Below are 18122 nucleotides of genomic sequence, written 5' to 3'. Positions count from 1 at the left end.
GATCTTGTCGGCGACTTCGCGTGAGCGGCTCGACGGCCCTTGGATCAACCTGAGATGAGACCGGGCCCTTGCGTTGACGGGCCCGGCAGCCTCAGCCCGAGGGCGTCGGTGGGTGAAGCCATCCCCGGAGGGTGCGGCGACATTGGACAGCGCACCGACCGTGCGTCACTCCTGGTGCTTGATCCACAACCGCAGGAGATGGCGCCGCTCTTCGGGGTTGGGGCTGTCGACGAAGCCTGTCCGGCCGTGGAAGATCGACGTGTTGTCGAGGAGGAACAGGTCCCCTGCCTGAAGTCTCAGTTCCGTCGCGAGCCCGGCGTCCTCGATCACCTTGGGGAGGCCGCGGATCAGTTCCTGATCCCCCGCCGTCACGGACCCGGGGTGGAAGTCTCGCCCACGGTCGAGCGCCCCGATGCTGAAGCGAGCCACCAGTTTGCCGGAATAGCTTCTGAAGACGGAGTCTTCGACGAACGGGCCGTCTTTCAGGGCTGCCGTCGGCCGGCCGCCCCACCACCTCTTCTCGCACAGAATGCGGAGATAATCGGGGCGGTTAGCTGCCAGCCATTCGTAGACGGCGGGTGCGCTGGCAAGTACCGACCTGCCGCCGTCTGGCGCCTGCTTCATGCAGAGCAGCCCGAGGATGCCGATGTCCGGCCGACCGCCGGGCACCTCGCCTTCCTGCGCGCTGGCATTGTCCGTGTGCATGGGCTGCGCTTCGACAGAGAGGCTTGGCTCGGGTGCGGGCTCAGCGCCACTACGAACGGTGGCCAAGACTTTCGCGGTCATCGCTTGCGAGATCGTGCCAATGGCCCCGTCCCGGGCCGTCGGCTGTTCGAAAACCGGGCCCAACAATGGACTGACCGTTTTGATGACGCCCGCGTCGATGTCCTCGATTCCGGAAATCGGCCATCCTCGGAGAACGGCAAAACCACGTCCCGAGAGCACCCGTTCGTCTGCGACCCCGCGTAGGAAGCTTCCAACGCGCTGCAACTTGTCTTCCGGAACACGCGCCGCGTCGACGCCGTGAGCTTCGACCTCTTTCTGAATGTCGAGCAGATCATCGACAATTGCAGAGGGTACGGACACAAGCCAGTCGTCTTCTTCGATACTTTGCTGATCCCATACGCGCGATCGCGGATAGGTCACCCCGCTTAGCATTCAGGTCTCCTATGGCATCCTTGCCGCCGTGGCTGGCGGCGTCCATATCAACCGACCTGATCCCCCGTCGGCTGGCACCATCATAGACAGACGAGCCGCCGGACGAAAGAGGAACTTCGAAGTAAGGGGAGGCTTACCTTAGTAATTCCATGCCCGAAGCAGATTATATCCGGCGGTGACGCCAATATCAACGCCGGTCAACTTCGCCACATTTCCAGCCGAATGTTGACCCCCCTCGTGTCGTGGGTTCGAGTCGAAAATGAACGTCATTAAACCGGCTGATGATCGGGATGCCGTCGAACCGCGCTACCGCCGGCCGGTGGGTGCTGGACCCGGGGACGCGACACCGTGATCTTCGATGGTGTGCGCGGTGCGCTCTCCCGGTGGGTGCCAGCCCAGGCCAACCCATGCCAATGCGGGGTCGCGTGGCCGACCGCCGGTCGCAAACCGGGGTCCGTGTGCTCGCGCTGTGGTTCTGGGCTGGGAGAACGGTGGTCCCAGGAACGCGGGTGCACGTGGGCCACTCCCTGCCACCCCAGGTGAACCCCAAGGTCGCGAGACTGTCCCCTCGCGCCCTCGTAGCTCAGGGGATAGAGCACCGGCTTCCTAACCGGACGCTCCGCCCGTATCCAAAGGCCGACGACCTGCGGTTCTCCATTTTATATCTTCGCGTCCTGGTCGCACCGCGCTGTCGGTGTGATCGCTTGTTGAAGATCAGCAGGTGCGGCATCGTGCCTACTCGGGCGACGAGTCGAGACTGCCCGAGTGGGCCTTTGGTGCCGACCGCAGGCAGGTGCCAGGGGGCGGTGCGGCAGAGGTGTGTCTGATCGGATCTCTCAGTCATGAGGCTCGGCCTGAGTCCAAGGTGCGGTAGCGGACGTATGGACACCTCGCTCGGTCCCTGGCGCGCCGTCATCTGGCTCGCCAGTTGGGCGGGGGACTTCGTCGAGGCGGCTTGGCGGGCCTGAGCGGCCGATCCGGCGAGGAGGGTGCCAGTAGTCGGTGGCCTCGCGCTCGATCTCTTGCAATAACCCCGTTGACGGAGTGAGTACTCACTCCGTAGGTTGATTAGCATGACTGAGACGCCCAGCCGGCGCAGAGCGCCGGGGATGAGTGCGGAAGATCGACGCGAGATGATCGTGGCTGCGGCGCTGCCGCTGCTGGTCGAGCACGGCTCGGCGGTGACCACCCTGCAGATAGCGAAAGCGGCCGGGATCGGTGAGGCGACCGTCTTTCGGGCCTTCGCCGACAAAGACGAGCTGTTGGACGCGTGTGTGTCGGCTGCCCTGCGTAACAAACACGTTCTGGCCGAACTCGACGCGGTGCCGTTGGATCAGCCCTTGGCCGCCAGGTTGACCGAGGCGGCAGCGACCCTGCATGCCTACCTGGATCGGATGGGCGCGGTGATTGGGGCGCTGCAAACCAGTGGCCGCCGAGGAGGGCGGCGTGGGTCGGCTGGCAGCAGTGCGACTGGCGGTCGGGCAGCGGCGGCCGAGCGCACTCACCAAGCGGTGATCCGGCTGCTCGAACCCGACCGGGCCGCGCTGCGACTGCCGATCGAACAGCTCGCCGTCATTTTCCTCGGCATTCTCATGGCCCGTCGAGGAGGGCACGGCAGTGCGGAGATTCCGGTCGAGACGCTGGTTGACGTGTTCCTGCATGGCGTGGTCGGTCCGGCGTCGGCTGCCACATGAACCGCAGCCGCCGGATCTGGGGTGTTGCCGGGGCCGTTGGCGTGGCTGCCGCCCTCTGGACAGTCGCCGTCCCGCTGCTGGGGCACCGCCTCACCGTCACCGGTGGGCCACCCGGGCGGGAAAGGCTGGAGATCGGTCTCGCTCCCGTCGTGATCGTCGCTCTTGCCGCCGCCCTGGCCGGCTGGGCGCTGCTCGCACTCCTGGAGCGGGTGCTGCCCCGGTCCGCCCGGCTCGTCTGGACAATCACCGCGCTCGGGGTCCTGCTGGTGTCCTTCGCGCCGCTCGCGACTCCCGGTATGGACGTCGCGACCCGGGTCATCCTCGGTGCCCTGCACGTAGCGGTGGCGACCGTGCTGATTGCGGTCATGACACGTACCGCCGCCCACCCCGGCCTCAGCACGGTCGCCGACGCCGACCGATGACCCCGCACCGCGGGACCGCGGCTCAGGAGTGGTCGGCCGGGGCGGTGGTCAGCCCGCCGGGCCGCCGTGGTGGTCGAGTTTGCTGCAGAGGGTGTCAGCGAAGCCCTCGGCCATGGCGAGTTGGTCGCGCAGTGCGGTGACGCGGGTGGTGGCGGCGGTGTGGAACATGGCGAGCCGGTCGAGCAGTTCAGCGCGGTCGGTGCCGGTGGCGGTGTCGAGGGCGTCGAGGACGGCGAGCAGGTCGCGCATCTCGTCGAGGGTGAATCCGAGGGGTTTCATGCGTTTGACGACGGCGAGGCGGTCGAGGTCGGGTTCGGTGTAGAGGCGGAAGCCGCCCTCGCTGCGGGCGGAGGGGACGATCAGGCCGGCTTCTTCGTAGTGGCGGATCGTGCGGATGCTGAGTCCGACCCGTTCGGCGGCTTCGCCGATCTGCATGAGGCGGCCGGTGACCGCGCCGCAGGCGTGCTGCTCCGGCCCGGTGTCCCGGCTGGTGGCGGCGGCCATCAGTGGCCGACGCCGAGTTGCCCGGCGAGGGTGTCGTGGATGCGGGCGCTGGGCGGGTTGAGTTCGATGATCTCGACGGTTTTGCCCCGGCTGGCGTACTTGGTGGTGATGGCGTCGAGGGCGGCGACGGAGGAGGCGTCCCAGACGTGGGCGTGGGTCATGTCGATGACCACGTTCTTCGGGTCGTTCGCGTAGTCGAACTGCCCGACGAGGTCGTTGCTGGAGGCGAAGAAGAGCTCCCCGTGTACGGAGTAGATGCGGGTGCCGCCGTCAGGGTCGAGGACGCTGGTGACCTCGACCAGGTGGGCGACCCGCCGGGCGAAGATCACCATGGCGGTGAGTACGCCGGCGACGACGCCGATGGCCAGGTTGTGGGTGGCCAGGGTGGTGGCGACGGTGGCAAGCATGACGATCGTCTCGCCGTACGGCATCCGCTTGAGGGTGGCCGGGGCGACGGAGTGCCAGTCGAACGTGGACACCGCCACGATGATCATCACGGCGACCAGCGCGGCCATCGGGATCACCGCGACCACGCCGCCGAGCGCCACGACCAGGACCAGCAGGAACACACCCGCGAGGAACGTCGACAGCCGGGTGCGGGCGCCAGACGCCTTCACGTTGATCATCGTCTGGCCGATCATCGCGCAGCCGCCCATGCCGCCGAAGAACCCGGTGACGATGTTGGCGACACCCTGCCCCCAGGACTCGCGGGTTTTGCTGGAGGGCGTGTCGGTGATGTCGTCGACCAGCTTTGCGGTCATCAGCGACTCCATCAGCCCGACCAGCGCGATCCCCAGGGCGTAGGGGGCGATCAGGGTGAGGGTGTCCAGGGTCCACGGAATCTGCGGCAGGCCCATGGTGGGCAGGCTGTCCGGCAGGGCACCCTCGTCGCCGACGGTCGGCACCGCCACGCTGGCGAAGACGGTGACCACGGTCAGCACCACGATTGCGACCAGCGGCGCCGGAACCGCGCGGGTAAGCCGAGGAAGACCCACCATGATCGCCAGAGCGACGGCGACCAGCGGGTAGACCAGCCACGGCACGCCGAGCAGGTGCGGAACCTGGGCGGCGAAGATCAGGATTGCCAGGGCGTTGACGAAGCCGACCATGACGCTGCGCGGGATGAACCGCATCAGCTTCGCCACCCCGAGCACCGCCAGCAGGACCTGGATCGCGCCGCCGAGGATCACCGCCGCGATCAGGTAGTCCAGTCCGTGCTCCTTGGTCAGCGGCGCCACCACCAGGGCAATGGCCCCGGTCGCGGCGGAGATCATCGCCGGCCGGCCACCGCAGATCGCGATCGTGACGGCCATGGTGAACGAGGCGAACAGCCCCACCCGCGGGTCGACTCCCGCCAGGATCGAGAAGGAGATCGCTTCCGGGATCAACGCCAGGGCGACGACCAGGCCAGCCAGGACCTCGGTGCGGAACACCCTCGGCGACAGCCAGGACGGACGGGACAGACGCGGCCGGGAGACCGCGGACAGCACAGAAGACATACAGCCATTTCCACTCGGGGCGTCACGCGGACGCGCACAGGTCCAGCCCCACACCAACGGGGCGCGGCTACCACGACCAGCAACAGCGGTCCTGCCTGCTGAAGACCTCATCACTTGGACTCGGTCTGGGCTGCCGCAGCAGCCACCCGGCCACCACCGGGACGACCGGCACCGACCCTACTCTTCCGTCAGAGGAGAGTTGTCCGAACGTGGTGGTCGTCACGATGTCGCGTGAACCAGATGCCGCCCAGGCCTCGCACATCGTGTCCGGGGCGCTGGCCCGCGACAGGGGGAGGCTGGGGTCGCCGTGCCCGCGGGGCCGGGAGTGGGGATGGCTGCGTGTGTTTCGTCGAGATCGCTTGGCTCACGGTAGGAGATGCCACCCACCGCTTCGTCGTCTGCGAGATTCGGTAGACCACTGATGGAGACCCGCGACGTGCGTTCGCCTCGTGAGAAGGTGCCGGCAAACCCGACCCCACAGACGACGGCCCGACAGAGAGAACTCATCAACGAAGGGGAGCGCGAGGGTGGCAAGGCTGTGGATCGGCGTGGACATCGGCAAAACCCACCACCACGTCGCCACCGTCGATGGCGACGGCCGGCTGGTCTACTCCCGCCGGGTCGCCAACGACGAGACCCCTCCTCACCGTCATGGCCGAGGTGTCGACGTATAGCCGGCCGGTGTGCTGGGCGGTGGATGTCACCACCGGCCTGTCGGCGCTGCTGCTGACCCTGCTGTGGTGGCGCCAGGTGCAGGTCCGCTACGTCTCCGGCACCGTCGCGTTCCGCATGGCCGCCGCGTTCGCCGGCGAGAACAAGACCGACGCCCGCGACGCGGTCGTCATCGCCCAGACCATCCGCATGCGCCCCGACATCCCCGTCCTGGAACCGTCTGACCGGCTCCTGGCCGAGCTGACCGTGCTGACCGGCTACCGCTCAGACCTCGTGGATGGCCGCGTTCAACGCCGCCAGAGAACGCCCCATATTCCGCGCCTACTACGAGAAGAAACGCGCCGAAGGAAAGAACCACCGGCAAGCCATACTCGCCCTCGCCCGACGCCGCGTCGACGTCCTCTGGGCGCTCATCCGCGACGGCAAGACCTTCACCCGACCGGGATCAGCGATCCGCACCGCAGCCTGAACCAGCACGTTATCCACCGACGCGGCCCATCGCGCCGGCCGCTCCACCCTGCCCACCAAGATCATCCGAAGTCACATGGAGACTCGATCTGTGGCCCTGGGCTGGGAGAACGGCGGTCCGGGGAACGTGGCTGAACGCGGGCCACTCCCTGCCACCCCAGGTGAACTCAAGGTCGCTAGACTAGGCGCTCGCGCCCCCGTAGCTCAGGGGATAGAGCATCGGTTTCCTAAGACGACGCTCTATCTGTACGCAGAGGCCCACTACCTGCGGGTTCCTATTCTGCTTTCACATTAGTGGGTCGTATAGGCGCGTTGCTGTGCTCGCTTGCCGGAGATCAGCAGACCGGGCGTAAGTCCTGCTAAGGCTGGGCTCCGTCGGTCCGACGCGTCCTTGCCGGGATCCGGCGAAGTTGCCGTGCTTGCTTACGGTGCCGGGAGAGCTTGGACCAGCAGCGTGGCGAGTTTGGCTGCGCGTGCCGAGTGGTGATGGCCCGCCCAGAGAACTCGCCCAATGAGGTATTGATGAAATCGGACGACCGGCGAGGCAGTCCACACGCGGCTACTCGGCCTCCCTCAGGACGGGCGCCTGCGGCTCGGCATCGACACCGGCCATGTCTCGCTCAGTCCGTGGCAGCGGCCTCCCAATTGGCCTCGACCGTAACCTCTGACACCTCGCCACCCCCAATGACACCCGGCCTTCGAGATTCCCCAACTGCTCACTTCGGCTTTCCCTGACCGCTCTGCCGGGGGCCGGCCCGATCCAGCGCGACCGGGTACCTTTCTCCTGGCAGCCGGCCACACCAGCACCCGCGCATAACTCACAAAAGCCAATTCCCTCCCGTTAGGTGTCAAGCATGGACTCGCCAGGCATCCTTTTCGACTCGGATACCGAACTCTTCGTCAGTCGCTTCGAGGAGGTGCGCCCTGCGTGTTATGAGCAAACGACGCAGACTGCAGAAGCTGATCTATGGAGGGGTGCCTTCTGGCGTGAGGGAGAAAGGGAAGTGGCGGGGCCTCGGGCGGAGGTCGTTCTTCGCGCCGCCATCAACTGTCATGAGAAAGCAGTCATGCGGTACGCAGAAGCCTTGTCGGCCGCCTCGTGGCTCTGGGCTCTCCGGCGAGTTCCAGAGCACTGCTTTCTGGGGTCAAGCCTAGGCTCCTGTCATGAGCGAAGGCACCTCGCTGAGGTATTCAGCAGCAAGTATGGGGCGCCGGTAACGCCAAGCTTCGGCCGAGCCCTCTCGCCGCCAGTGCTGGAAAAAGGGCAAGTTGAGTCAGTGGCTCGATTTATTGCAGCTGCAATTATTCTCTCAAGGTTGCATGCCATGTATCGAATGTGCGGCAAGGGAGCCGCTGTTCTACTTCGCAAGGAACAGATGCCCTTGATCAAGGCCTCCCCGGAGATCAACGCATCCGTAAAGCGTTACGAGGAACGCCGCAGTTTGCCGACGCCCCGCTCCGCTGGCAGGGCCGGCACAGTATTGGTCGAGGAGGTTGAAAAGGTAGGCGCAGGCACTGTAATAGGTGCCAGAGTCCTGCCTGGCGGACGTTGGGTCCAACTAAGCAGCAATAGCCCTGCGGTTGCCGCAAGCGGAGCGGAACCGATGAAGGCTAGTGCCGGCCTGTGGGTGTTTGCAAGGTGGGTGCCGGTTGAGCTATCAATTGAACGTGTAGCCGAGCTTTACGGCAGACGGCCAGACTGGTGGCGCCCTGAGTACCTTTACTTGGTGTTGCTGATGCGTTTGGCGCGGAGGATTGCCAGTCAGGAGGTGACGGACGGATTTTTTCCCACACTTCTGCGGACAGGATACGTGGTGGGGAAGCGCAAGGGCTTCACCGAGATGTTCGGGCGATCGATTGAATTGGACCGGGACTTTCTCGCCAGGTTGTTCAATCTGGAAGACTGGCCCCTAAGTCCAGTTGAGGGAATCTCCCTCATGTGCCAGTTCGGCAGCACGTGGCCGACGAGCACTGGGTCTCCTCTCCGATTTACATCTGACGCCGTTTATATTGACCTCGAATCGTGTTACGTCCTCTTGGACTTGTATTCAGATTTCGGCCTAACGCAAAAGGATGGGCCAGTCGTGAATGTCCGGGCAAGCCACTTTGAAGACGCCGTCCAATCCGTGATTAGCGCGTCACCCTGGGCGCCCTCGCCGGATGCAAAGAGTGCCAGAGGGCGAACCCTGACCCGTTCAGGGCGAGCCGTGACAGACGTCGATGCATTGGGAGAGAATGGCAGCAGCTTGCTACTGGTGAGCGTAAAAAGCTTTCCATTCACATGGGAATACGCCCGGGGTGGATACAACGCTGTTCGCAATGTGGAAAGCAACGTTCTCAAGGCCGCGAAGGAATGGGGGTTGCTGATCAACCAGTTTAGGTCGGATCCAGTGGGAGACAACTTCAACTTTTCCAAGTACTCGAATATTATGGGGGCTGTGGTGCTACCCTTCGCGCCATATCTGTCCGACAACTTCTTTTCGGATGCTGCGTTCGATCTTCCGCCGGTCTATTCCTTAGGAGAGTTGGATGTTTTCCTGAATCGATCGTGATCCAATTCGTAGGCATTAACGATCGGTTCCGACTCTGGGAGCTCGATGTCTATGAATGTAGGAGGGGTGGAGCGAGCGACTAGACAGTGATAGGGTTAGCAAGGAGTCGAGAGTTAAGGTCGTTCGCGAGGGGGCGGGCCGCCTGGCCATTTCCGGGGACGACATGGCTTGCCCTAGGGGGCCGGGAGCGAGTAGCGCCCGCGGCGTGAATCGAATGGCCGCCCAGTCGTTTGGCTCACAGTCAGGCGCCGGCGGGCCCGTCAATTGTGTCCGTATTTTTCGATCGCATTCCGCATGCCTCAGGCGCGTCTTTCCTCCGACGCTGCTCTGCCCTCGCGCAGCTCGTCAGGTGGTGGATCTCGGGAAAGGCTTTCACTCAGTTACGAGCACCTTCTTAGACGCGGGCGAGAGCCAATGTTCCCTGACGGCCTCGGAAGTTGAAGTACCTACCGGCCATCTTGCCGGTCGAGGTGTCGAGAACGACCTCGGCGGTGCCATCGTGGTCATTCATGTCTGCCTCCGCGACACCAGGCCGTGTCTGATTGCGGTATGTGTAGGTGAGGCGAGCATGGTTATGCCCGTCCATGCCGAGGCCTGCCGTGATGGAGTAGGAAGTAGACGAGGCGGGTTCAAGAACGTCGAAGCGGACAGCTATGCGAGTCCAGGTTTGGTCGATGCAGACCCGTACCGGCAAGGTGGTCTGCTTATACGATGAGACAAGGTGGCCTTCGTATACGCCCTGCAAGATGGGCACTTGGATGACACCGAGTCGGTGTAAGACTGGCCATCGCCAGGCATGAGTATCTACCGCCCGGTATAACAGCCCGTACGCCGCCGCGATTGTTGGAGCGCTGATGAGCCACGGGGGGCCGAGGCCGAGCGCAGCGCCCGTCGCGTTAGTTGCCATGGCCGTAAGAACGGCCCAAAAGGCGATGGTGCCAAGTGCCGAGGTTCGGCTGTCACTGCTGCTGTATGCGTGCATGGCTACAGCAGCTTCCACAGGGCGTCGAGCATCCTCTCGGTACTGTACTCGTCGTGATCGCCGGGGTCGTCGATGAACAAGTGGTGTACCTCGTCGCAGGACTTGCACTGCGTCCGAAGGTCCTCCGGGGTGAGGGCGTGCAGCCATTTCAGGACGGTAGACATCCGGGCCGAGTCGTCGTACCCGAAGAGGTTGTCGGGCACGTTGTAGACCAAGCATTCGATGAGATAACCAGGGGCGATGTCCTTGCTGATCAGGCCAAGGTCTACCGCGCGGCGGCGCAGTCGCTTGATCTGCCGCACAGTCGGCTTGTACCTGCTGCTGCAGCGCCCATTCTTTGCTTCCCCGTTCAGGCGATGTTGCTTGGGGAAGTTGACGATCCGCCCGCCACTGAGGGGGTGGATTGCGATGCCTTCGATCCACGAGGCTTGACCGAACTGCGGGTATGAGTTGTACAACCGGTGCTGGAGCGCGGGCACGACGTCGGCGTCAACGTAGCCGGGGGCCTTGTCGACCCGTAGGCACTTGTCCTTCGGCTGGACCCGCTGGGAGCCGTAATAGTCGTCTAACGCTTGATGGACGAGGCCGCGGAAGTCGTCGGAGGTGACAGTCGCCGCCACTCTATGTTGCTCGTAGCGGACCTGGTCTGCTGGCGGCAGTCGACGAGTGTCGGGCGTGAAGCTCGACTTGAGCATGACCACCACGTCGACGTCAGAGTCACCGCGGGTGTTGGTGTGGTTGGCATAGGAGCCCTGGAGGAAGGCCTCCCAGTCAAGACGGGAGAGAGCAGGAGAGCGATCGAGTGCTGCCTTGACCGAGCTGTACGTCCGCTGGGCCGCGTCTTGCGCGCCTTGATTTGTCCAGTTGCGGCGCTCTACCGCGGAGATCGACATTTGGGCTCCTTACGTCCTGTGAGACTCAAGATAGGGGAGGGTGCCGACAATGGCCGAGGCCCCGACGCGTCGACATACCTCAACCGCCTCAACTGCGGGCGCGGTTGAGGGCGAGGTGTCGCGAGTTGAGTGACCCTGAGATGGTCGTGGACGTCAACGGGTGGTTGCCATCACAACGGTCAGCAGCTGGCGTTGACTGAGTTCATAGACCAAAGTCCCGCACCGCCTGGCCTCCCTCCTGACCGACATGCGCGAGAACTTGAACGACAGGTGGACGCAGGGGAACTGTGACACTGCCCTGGGGATTCAAGGCCGCCGCCGAGCGGCGCGCGCTCGAGCTGCGAGCCCAACTCGGCCTCACCCCCACCGACCCGCTCGACATGGCGGCTGTTGCTGACCACCTTGAGATGAAGGTCGTCACCGCCGCTGCCCTCGTGGACGTCGCGAGACTCGGGGAACTCGAGCGCCTCCAAGCATTCGCGTGCTCCGCCGTCAACTTCGAGATCAAGGGACGTCCGTTCATCGTCCGAACCCACTACGTCCAATAGCGGTGCGAACGCTGGCTCAAACTTGGCCCCCCTCTGTTCCAGGCGGGTTCCGAAACCACGGGTCAGCTTTCAGGCGGAGCCGACACTTCGATCCATTTTTGGCCGGGCTGCCACCTACGGCCGTGTCCAGCTCCGTCGAGTACGCCGTGCCCCCTTACTGTTGCGTGGTGCAGCGATGGGATTCGCTCAATGAGCGGCAGCTCGACCTGCTTCGCCGGATCCACGGCGGTGATGACCTCAGCGGCCCGGACGGCGTCGAGTACCGGCGGTCGGCGCGTGCGCTGCAGGACCGGAATCTGGTGACGGTGACACGCAAGGCAGGGGTGTGGAGGGCGTGCTCGACCGATGCCGGTCGCTTCTACCTTGAGCATGGCCACCATCCCGATCATCCCGACCACCGTGCTTCCCTCCCGCGGTCCGAGACGCCGGCACCTGGCGGCATCTCCGGCGGCGCTTCGTCGGAGGACCTGCTGCGATCGGCTCGCGAACTGCTCGACCGCCTACAGCACGAGGGCGGCACGGTTCGTATCGAGAGTCCCGACACTGGAACGCGTGCCCAGTACCGCCGGATCATTCACGCGGTCAAGCAGCAGGGACTTGTGCCATCGGGTCACCATCTGCGCCACACTGGCCGCGACGTCGGCGACATCGTCATCCGCCTGTACACCGATGCCGGTCCGGACGAAACCGACTGGAACCGGATCCGGCTCAACACCCGACGTGTCACCACCGACCCCCACCTAGCGTTCAGCGCCCTCGAAGCCGATCCCACCAACCTCGCCGTCAGCCCGGACCTACTGCCCCGGGCGTTGCTGCTGATCCGGCACTTCGCCGGCGAGGCGGCCCGGCGTGGGCACCGGCTCGGGGTCAACACCAAGGCGAAACACCCGCGGGTGTTCCTCCAGGCCGGGCAGGTCCGACGCACGGTCACCCTGACCGAGGAACGCGACCAGGTCCCGCACGAACCCACAGCCGAGGAGCTGAAAGTGATGCGCCTGCGGCCGTGGATGAAACCCGCGGAGTTCGACTTCGTCGGCTCCGGCAGGCTCCGCTTGGAGATCGCCCGGGCCGGACACGACAACCGGGACACCTGGACCGACACCGCACGCGTACGTCTGGAACAGCGCGTAACGCAGATCATCCAAGGGTTCGAGGCTGGCGTCACCGCCGACGAACAGCAACGACGGGCAGCCGAAGCCGCGCGGGAGAAAGCCGCGGCCGAACACCGGCGGCGGCAGGAGGAAGCCGCGGCCGAGCGCAGACGGCAGGAGGAGGCCACCCTCGCGCAATGGCACGCCGCGATGGCCGACGCCCGCGTCCGGGCCGCCGACACCATCCGCGCGGAAACCTTCCGCAACGCCTACCAGGCATGGACCACCGCAGCTGACATCCGCGCGTTCTGCACCGCCCTTGAACAAACGGCCGAGGGGCGGACCGGCACCGGCGGGTACCTCGCCAGCTGGGCCGCGTGGGGCAGGGCCGCCGCCGACCGGATCGACCCCATCCGCAATCCCCGCGTGCTAGCTGACATCAACTACAACCCCGAACCCGGACCCGACGACCTGCGCCCGTTCCTCAGTGACTGGAGCCCTCACGGACCACGCAAGGAGCACCGCCCTGATCACGACCGGCGGGCCCACGCCGGCATCCGCCGACAGGCCGAATCGTGGCACCACGGGCTGCTCGACCGCGGCGCCTGAAGTGCGTCCATACCTCAACCACCACCACACACCGGCCGGATGCGCACGAGCTGCGCCGGAACCTGCCCCATCGCGGCGCGAACCGCCACCACGACCCCGTATCACGCAACAAGCGACGCTTACCCGAAGGACGGCTGGATGAGAATCGACCCCTCCCGCTTCACCGTCGGCGACGAATGGGCGTACCGGCAGTCGGACCACGGACCGTCCGAACGCGTCCGCATCCTGGCCGTCGAGCCGAAGAAGACCAGCGCCCGCCTCGAGATCAGATTCCTCGACGACCCCGACGAACGGGTGGAGAAGGTCCCCGGTTCGCGGCTGCGGGTGCCGTGGAACGAGGTCGGAACCTTCGACGCGCTGATGGCGAACTGGCAACGCATCGACGACCTGAGCCTCGATCACACAGAGGAAGCCTGCGTCGAGGAGATCTTCGGCCTCTTGATCAGCGATGACGTAGCCGAGCTGCTCTGGTCCCCGGTGTCATGCGCCACCGATATCCGCGACAGGGCCCGGCTGAGCGAGATCATCGGCGGCCCGGTCGACGACATCCTCGCCTCAGCTGAATGGTTCGACCACGACGGCCGGACCATCCTCTCACCGGCCGGCACCCTCCAACTGGTCGAGGCCGCCTGCCACGCCCGTCCGACCCAGGTCCTCGACCTCGTCATCGAGCAGGAAGCCCAGTCCCGCAACAAGTGCAAGTTCGGCGGCGCCCACCAACTCGGCCGCGACAACCGGTCGACCTTACCGCAATGGGAGTACGACTGGTACCGTCGCCACGACCGGCCCCGCCACGAACTACTACGCCAGTGGTGCGGCCACCGGGCAGTCACCCACCACGAACGGTTCCTCGCCGCCGAAGCCGAAACCCACCGCCTCGACATCCTGGTAACCGACCTCCTCAAGGCCCTGGACAACCTCGGCGAACACGAACAGGCCGCCCGCTTCGCCGAGGAACACGAACGCGACCGCATCACACCCCACACGACCCGCCCCGTCGTCGAACGCCCCCTACACCCCTCCGAGATACCCGTACGCGAGATCAAGGTCAGGCACCGCTGGTGGTAAACAACCGTCGCACAAACGGTCCGATGTTCGGGTGCTTCTCGCCAAGCTTCAGTCCAGTCCACCGGCGCCTGGAAGGGGGTGGGGGTGGTCGCCAGCGGACGCCAGAGTGGTGCCGATAACTGCGCCAAGGCCCACGACGTCGCCTGCGTACGGCTGGTCGACAACGCCTGGACGTACATCTCACGTCACACCGTTGCGACGCCCCCACCCGCCCCCACCCGCGCTCACCGGCGCGTACTCCGGCTACGCGATGACGCCCGAGGGCGAGGGAGAGTACGAGTTCACCCTGCTGACCGGCAGCGCCGAGAACAGACGCTCAGAGTTGATCACTACGGCCTAACCTTGTCTGACGGTGCCATTGCCATCTCGCGAGCCGATCCGATCCGCCGGGCGATGGCACCGAGCGAAACAGCTGGCGTCCGGGCAATCAGGCCCAGACTCTGGCCTCCCTGGCGAAGCACGGCCAGGGCCGCGTGCCGGCAGCGAACTCGCCGTTGAGCATCGCGGCGACCTGCTGGCTCCAGGTGCGGAGATTGATCAGCTCGAGCATCAGCTCCGCGATCGCGGCGAAGTTCAGGGATGTCGACCAGAGCCGGTTGCCCGACCGTACGGCGACGTTCAACAACGGCTTCGAGGGGTCCTCGGTGCCGTCGAGGCGTTGTAGCCAGGACGCTTCGACACCAGCCTTGGCCAGCGATTCGATGATCTTGTTTGGGTTCATGCAGACGGCGAAGAACATGCCGTCGGCGATGAGGCTGGCCGCGACCTCGGCTTTGATCGGGTAGATCGCCCAGGGTGGACGCACGAGAGTACGACCGGCTTGGTCTATACTCAGCAGTGTCAGCGTGTGCCCAGGGTCGTCGGCGCCGATACGGCGGCGGACCCGGGCGAGTTCGGCGCTGAATCGGGTGCCGAACTCCTCAGCGGTGTACCGGCCGGCGGCGGTGAACTGACTGGCCGCCACGACCGCGCGGCCGGACGAGACCACGCCTCCGGCGATACCCGTCCGCGCATGCGCCAAGTCGAGGATGTCATGCAGGCCCGCCAGGTCGGTGCGGTAGTCGATGGTGGTGCGCACCGGTGTGTAGCCGCTGGGCAACTTGCCGGTCTCGTCGGCGAGGACCTGCGAGGTGTCGGCCAGCAGCCGCTCCTGGGCAGGAACTCGATACCGCTGGTTGGTCTTGATCTCGCGGAGCCAGGCCCAGCCGTCACGGTCGAGGACGGTGACGTCGCCGACACGGATGACGTTGGTCAGGTCGTGGTGCAGCACGAACTCTTGGCTCTCGCGCCACGCGGTCTCGATGACCTCCAGCTCTGCGGCCAGGCCGGTCTTGCCGTACATCGGGCCGGGGGCGTCGGCGCGCGACAGCGCCACGATGATGTTGCGCTGGTAGCCGAAGACTTTCCAGGCGAGTGCGTCCGCGATCGACTTGAACTGGCGCCAGATCCGCTCGTAGACGTCGCTCTCCAATATCCAGGATTCCCGGTCGGTGCGGTCGAGGGCTGTGCCGAGTTCGGGTGCGTCAGCGGTGAGGTTGCGGTGCCTATCCAGTCGTTTGATCTGCCGGCTGATCGCGGAACGACGCTGCTCGGTGTCGAGGACCATGCCACGGAGCCGACTCTGGAAGTGGTACAACTCCTCGGCAGAGCGGCAGGCGCGTAATGTCCGGATCAGATCGATCAATGCGCGCAGGGTCTCCTGGTGCGCCGGATGCGTCAGGATGAGGTCGATCTGATCGCCGTCCGCACGATCCATCAGCGTGGCGCGCACCGTGCCTCCTGCACTGCTGACGGGTTGGCAGTCGCATCATCCGGACAGCTCACCGTATCGGCAAACGAGTTCGCCGCTGCGTAGCGCCGGCGACACTTTGCCCGCGCCGGAAGCGACCCGCGGCCAGTGACATCACGGCGATGTCCAGAAGAGCGTCGACAGCGGCGAGCCTGTCGCGCCGCTATTGGCGTCCGATGCGTTGCGGTGTGGCACTCCGCGGTCGTCGCCGCTTCCATAGGTGCTTGGGGAGTCGCGAGAGAGCTGTGTCAAGCGCTTCAAGTTGCCCACGCCCTCGGTCCGTCCCTGCTCATCAACCAACGCTGACGAGCCGAGGGATCGGCCATCCCGAGGGTTGCCGTTGGGTCGTCGTGACAGGACGTGGTCGCGGCGAGCGGGGCTCCAGACGCCGCCCGTGCCCTGCCAATGGTTGCCGGTGAGGGCTACCACAACCGCTGGGCACAGCATTACCGAACTGTCGCACCCGGCACTGAGCATGTACCTGTGCCTCTTCTCGCGATGGTCGATGGCGTACGGACAGTCAGCACGTTGCTCTCCGACGAGCAATGGCAGTCGCTACGAACGGACGTTCGGGCGGGCCGGTGTTCCGTGCGGCTGCCGCACTGTGGCGCTGTGGCGTACCTGCGCACGAGCAAGCTCGGTGTGCGGCATTTTGCGCACAGGGCAGCGAGCGACTGCGCGAGCCATCCAGTCGAAACCGGTCAGCACCTTTGCGCCAAGAACATCATCGTGCAGGCCGCTCGAACAGCCGAGTGGGACGCCGAACCGGAGGCGCGCGGGAACGGTTGGGTCGCCGACGTTCTGGCCAGCAGGGGAATCAGTAAGTTCGCCTTCGAAGTCCAGTGGAGCGCGCAGACCGGGGACCAGTTCGAACACCGTCAGGAACGGTATGCCGCCGACGGCGTCCACGGCGTGTGGTTTACCCGGTACGAGCGCAGCGTCCCGCTTCCACGACGTGGCCTGCCCGTGTTCCACACCGCCTTCGCTGCCGACAGCGTCACCACAGTCGTCAACGGCACCGCGATGCCGTTGGCCGACGCCGTCATCGGTCTGCTCACCGGCCGGATCGATTTTCGTATCCACGTGGCGACCGGCCAGCCGGCCATCACGCAGGTGTCCTGTTTCGAGTATCCCTGCTATCGGTGCAGCGGTGTCTCGCTGTTCTGGGAGGTGGAACGGGAGGTCATCGACGGACCGTGCGGAACGAGAGCCGAGACACGCCATGCGTTGATCTGGGCACAGGACCGCCCGGAAGCCCGGCCCGACGTGCGTCGTCGCGTGGCGATGGAGGCGGATCGTGTGGGCGTGCCGCTCGCTAACCTCGGATCCCGCTACAGCGCGACCGCCAGAGGTTCCTACACCGCCTTTAGTTGCCCTTCCTGCAACGCCTTGTTTGGAGACTGGTACCTGCGGGAGTACGTGATAGAAGCCCGAGCCGAAAACGCGTTCCTCCTCGTCACGTTTCCAGGCGGCGACGACCGGATCGAGCAACCACACTGGTGCCGCGATGCCGGGCAGGGCCAGTGCGTTGGTCCTGAGCAGGCGGCTGCCCTCACCGGCGGGCCGGATCTCGACCGAGGATCGAGCGGCTGGAAACGATCCGCCCGGCCTGCTGTTTTTGTACCCGCTGTGCTGCAACGGTCGTCGACATCCGATTAGCTATCTGCCTCTGAACGAACCGTGGCAGCGTAGAGATTAGTGCCAGTCGAGCACAACCAATGCGCACAACGGCCTCCGGCTGAGGAGCCCGTATCCTTTGAATGAACAGCAGGCGTCAGGCCTCGCCTCTCCATTCCCGCAGAGCGCCAGCCGCCGCCACCGTGTTGGGGTGGTCACCGCCCAGCAGCCGAGTACTGTCGGCAGTCACTCTGGTGAGGAGATCAATCGCCTCGGCAGTGCGCCCCGCCTGGCGATAGGAGGCCGCCAGGTTTGCCCGGGCGGTCAATGTGCTCGGGTGCTCCTCACCGAGGAGTCGCACGAAGTCGTCGACCACCTTCGTTAGGAGGTCAATCGCCTCGGCCAGGCGCCCCGCCCGCCGATAGGAGACAGCGAGATTCGTGCGGGCGATCAGGGTGCTTGGGTGCTCCTCACCGAGGAGTCGCACGAAGTCGTCGACCACCTTCGTTAGGAGGTCAATCGCCTCGGCCAGGCGCCCCGCCCGCCGATAGGAGAC

The 18122-nt window shown here is 65.3% G+C and carries 17 protein-coding genes; 10 read left to right on the top strand and 7 right to left on the bottom strand.

Annotated elements, in window-relative coordinates; genetic code table 11:
* Nucleotides 1-165: 165 nt before the first annotated feature.
* On the bottom strand, nucleotides 166-1146 hold the full coding sequence (locus AB0B55_RS14655) for a TauD/TfdA family dioxygenase (RefSeq protein ID WP_357124309.1): 981 nt from the start codon (nucleotides 1144-1146) through the stop codon (nucleotides 166-168).
* 1085 nt (nucleotides 1147-2231) lie between these two features.
* On the opposite strand from AB0B55_RS14655, the gene AB0B55_RS14650 reads away from it, so the two are divergent.
* The gene (locus AB0B55_RS14650; RefSeq protein WP_357124312.1) at nucleotides 2232-2852 is read left to right on the top strand and encodes a TetR/AcrR family transcriptional regulator; all 621 of its coding nucleotides are present in this window, start codon (nucleotides 2232-2234) and stop codon (nucleotides 2850-2852) included.
* The gene (locus tag AB0B55_RS14645) at nucleotides 2849-3274 is read left to right on the top strand and encodes a DUF6069 family protein (RefSeq protein WP_357124315.1); all 426 of its coding nucleotides are present in this window, start codon (nucleotides 2849-2851) and stop codon (nucleotides 3272-3274) included. The genes AB0B55_RS14650 and AB0B55_RS14645 overlap by 4 nt, the downstream gene beginning before the upstream one ends.
* A 48-nt stretch (nucleotides 3275-3322) precedes the next feature.
* Here the strand turns inward: AB0B55_RS14645 and AB0B55_RS14640 are convergent, their stop codons facing one another.
* Together AB0B55_RS14640 and AB0B55_RS14635 are read right to left on the bottom strand one after the other, a co-directional pair.
* The gene (locus AB0B55_RS14640) at nucleotides 3323-3709 is read right to left on the bottom strand and encodes a MerR family transcriptional regulator (RefSeq protein ID WP_357124682.1); all 387 of its coding nucleotides are present in this window, start codon (nucleotides 3707-3709) and stop codon (nucleotides 3323-3325) included.
* A gap of 68 nt (nucleotides 3710-3777) precedes the next feature.
* Nucleotides 3778-5277, bottom strand: a complete 1500-nt coding sequence (locus AB0B55_RS14635; protein ID WP_357124318.1) for a SulP family inorganic anion transporter — start codon at nucleotides 5275-5277, stop codon at nucleotides 3778-3780.
* 527 nt (nucleotides 5278-5804) lie between these two features.
* Here AB0B55_RS14635 and AB0B55_RS14630 point away from each other — a divergent pair.
* From AB0B55_RS14630 to AB0B55_RS14620, 3 genes are all read left to right on the top strand, one after another.
* Complete coding sequence (locus AB0B55_RS14630) at nucleotides 5805-5951, top strand: transposase (protein ID WP_357124321.1); 147 nt, start codon at nucleotides 5805-5807, stop codon at nucleotides 5949-5951.
* The gene (locus tag AB0B55_RS14625) at nucleotides 5929-6552 is read left to right on the top strand and encodes a transposase (RefSeq protein ID WP_357124324.1); all 624 of its coding nucleotides are present in this window, start codon (nucleotides 5929-5931) and stop codon (nucleotides 6550-6552) included. The genes AB0B55_RS14630 and AB0B55_RS14625 overlap by 23 nt, the downstream gene beginning before the upstream one ends.
* Before the next feature lie 1592 nt (nucleotides 6553-8144).
* Nucleotides 8145-8969 carry a hypothetical protein gene (locus tag AB0B55_RS14620; protein ID WP_357171918.1) on the top strand — a complete coding sequence of 275 codons (825 nt, stop codon included), beginning with the start codon at nucleotides 8145-8147 and terminating at the stop codon, nucleotides 8967-8969.
* 394 nt (nucleotides 8970-9363) lie between these two features.
* On the opposite strand, the gene AB0B55_RS14615 is transcribed toward AB0B55_RS14620, so the two are convergent.
* Entirely contained in the window at nucleotides 9364-9951 is a 588-nt protein-coding gene (locus AB0B55_RS14615) for a hypothetical protein (protein ID WP_357171917.1), read from the bottom strand.
* Nucleotides 9952-9953: 2 nt separating this feature from the next.
* Complete coding sequence (locus tag AB0B55_RS14610) at nucleotides 9954-10844, bottom strand: nucleotidyltransferase (RefSeq protein ID WP_357171916.1); 891 nt, start codon at nucleotides 10842-10844, stop codon at nucleotides 9954-9956.
* Nucleotides 10845-11131: 287 nt separating this feature from the next.
* Here AB0B55_RS14610 and AB0B55_RS14605 point away from each other — a divergent pair, with 287 nt between their 5' ends.
* The 4 genes from AB0B55_RS14605 (at nucleotide 11132) to AB0B55_RS14590 (ending at nucleotide 14500) form a co-directional block, all read left to right on the top strand.
* Nucleotides 11132-11392 carry a hypothetical protein gene (locus tag AB0B55_RS14605; RefSeq protein WP_357171915.1) on the top strand — a complete coding sequence of 87 codons (261 nt, stop codon included), beginning with the start codon at nucleotides 11132-11134 and terminating at the stop codon, nucleotides 11390-11392.
* Between the two features lie 167 nt (nucleotides 11393-11559).
* Nucleotides 11560-13092 (top strand): hypothetical protein, encoded by a 1533-nt coding sequence (locus AB0B55_RS14600; protein WP_357171914.1) that lies wholly within the window; start codon nucleotides 11560-11562, stop codon nucleotides 13090-13092.
* Between the two features lie 138 nt (nucleotides 13093-13230).
* Complete coding sequence (locus AB0B55_RS14595) at nucleotides 13231-14160, top strand: hypothetical protein (RefSeq protein ID WP_357171913.1); 930 nt, start codon at nucleotides 13231-13233, stop codon at nucleotides 14158-14160.
* 193 nt (nucleotides 14161-14353) lie between these two features.
* Nucleotides 14354-14500 carry a hypothetical protein gene (locus AB0B55_RS14590; protein ID WP_357171912.1) on the top strand — a complete coding sequence of 49 codons (147 nt, stop codon included), beginning with the start codon at nucleotides 14354-14356 and terminating at the stop codon, nucleotides 14498-14500.
* 87 nt (nucleotides 14501-14587) lie between these two features.
* Here the strand turns inward: AB0B55_RS14590 and AB0B55_RS14585 are convergent, their stop codons facing one another.
* Nucleotides 14588-15931, bottom strand: a complete 1344-nt coding sequence (locus AB0B55_RS14585; protein WP_357171911.1) for a hypothetical protein — start codon at nucleotides 15929-15931, stop codon at nucleotides 14588-14590.
* Between the two features lie 630 nt (nucleotides 15932-16561).
* On the opposite strand from AB0B55_RS14585, the gene AB0B55_RS14580 reads away from it, so the two are divergent.
* Complete coding sequence (locus AB0B55_RS14580) at nucleotides 16562-17608, top strand: hypothetical protein (RefSeq protein ID WP_357171910.1); 1047 nt, start codon at nucleotides 16562-16564, stop codon at nucleotides 17606-17608.
* Between the two features lie 115 nt (nucleotides 17609-17723).
* Here AB0B55_RS14580 and AB0B55_RS14575 read toward each other — a convergent pair.
* Nucleotides 17724-18122, bottom strand: a 399-nt coding sequence (locus tag AB0B55_RS14575) for a tetratricopeptide repeat protein (protein WP_357171909.1), incomplete at its 5' end; no start/stop codon positions are given.

Source organism: Micromonospora sp. NPDC049107 (assembly GCF_040648595.1).
In the GTDB taxonomy this organism is placed as follows: domain Bacteria; phylum Actinomycetota; class Actinomycetes; order Mycobacteriales; family Micromonosporaceae; genus Micromonospora.
This window is presented reverse-complemented; position numbering and strand designations above follow the sequence as displayed.

Coding starts and splice junctions, on each gene's coding strand:
- AB0B55_RS14650 (WP_357124312.1), top strand. CDS start 2,232: ATGACTGAGACGCCCAGCCGGCGCAGAGCGCCGGGGATGAGTGCGGAA.
- AB0B55_RS14645 (WP_357124315.1), top strand. CDS start 2,849: ATGAACCGCAGCCGCCGGATCTGGGGTGTTGCCGGGGCCGTTGGCGTG.
- AB0B55_RS14640 (WP_357124682.1), bottom strand. CDS start 3,709: ATGCAGATCGGCGAAGCCGCCGAACGGGTCGGACTCAGCATCCGCACG.
- AB0B55_RS14635 (WP_357124318.1), bottom strand. CDS start 5,277: ATGTCTTCTGTGCTGTCCGCGGTCTCCCGGCCGCGTCTGTCCCGTCCG.
- AB0B55_RS14625 (WP_357124324.1), top strand. CDS start 5,929: ATGGCCGAGGTGTCGACGTATAGCCGGCCGGTGTGCTGGGCGGTGGAT.
- AB0B55_RS14615 (WP_357171917.1), bottom strand. CDS start 9,951: ATGCACGCATACAGCAGCAGTGACAGCCGAACCTCGGCACTTGGCACC.
- AB0B55_RS14610 (WP_357171916.1), bottom strand. CDS start 10,844: ATGTCGATCTCCGCGGTAGAGCGCCGCAACTGGACAAATCAAGGCGCG.
- AB0B55_RS14595 (WP_357171913.1), top strand. CDS start 13,231: ATGAGAATCGACCCCTCCCGCTTCACCGTCGGCGACGAATGGGCGTAC.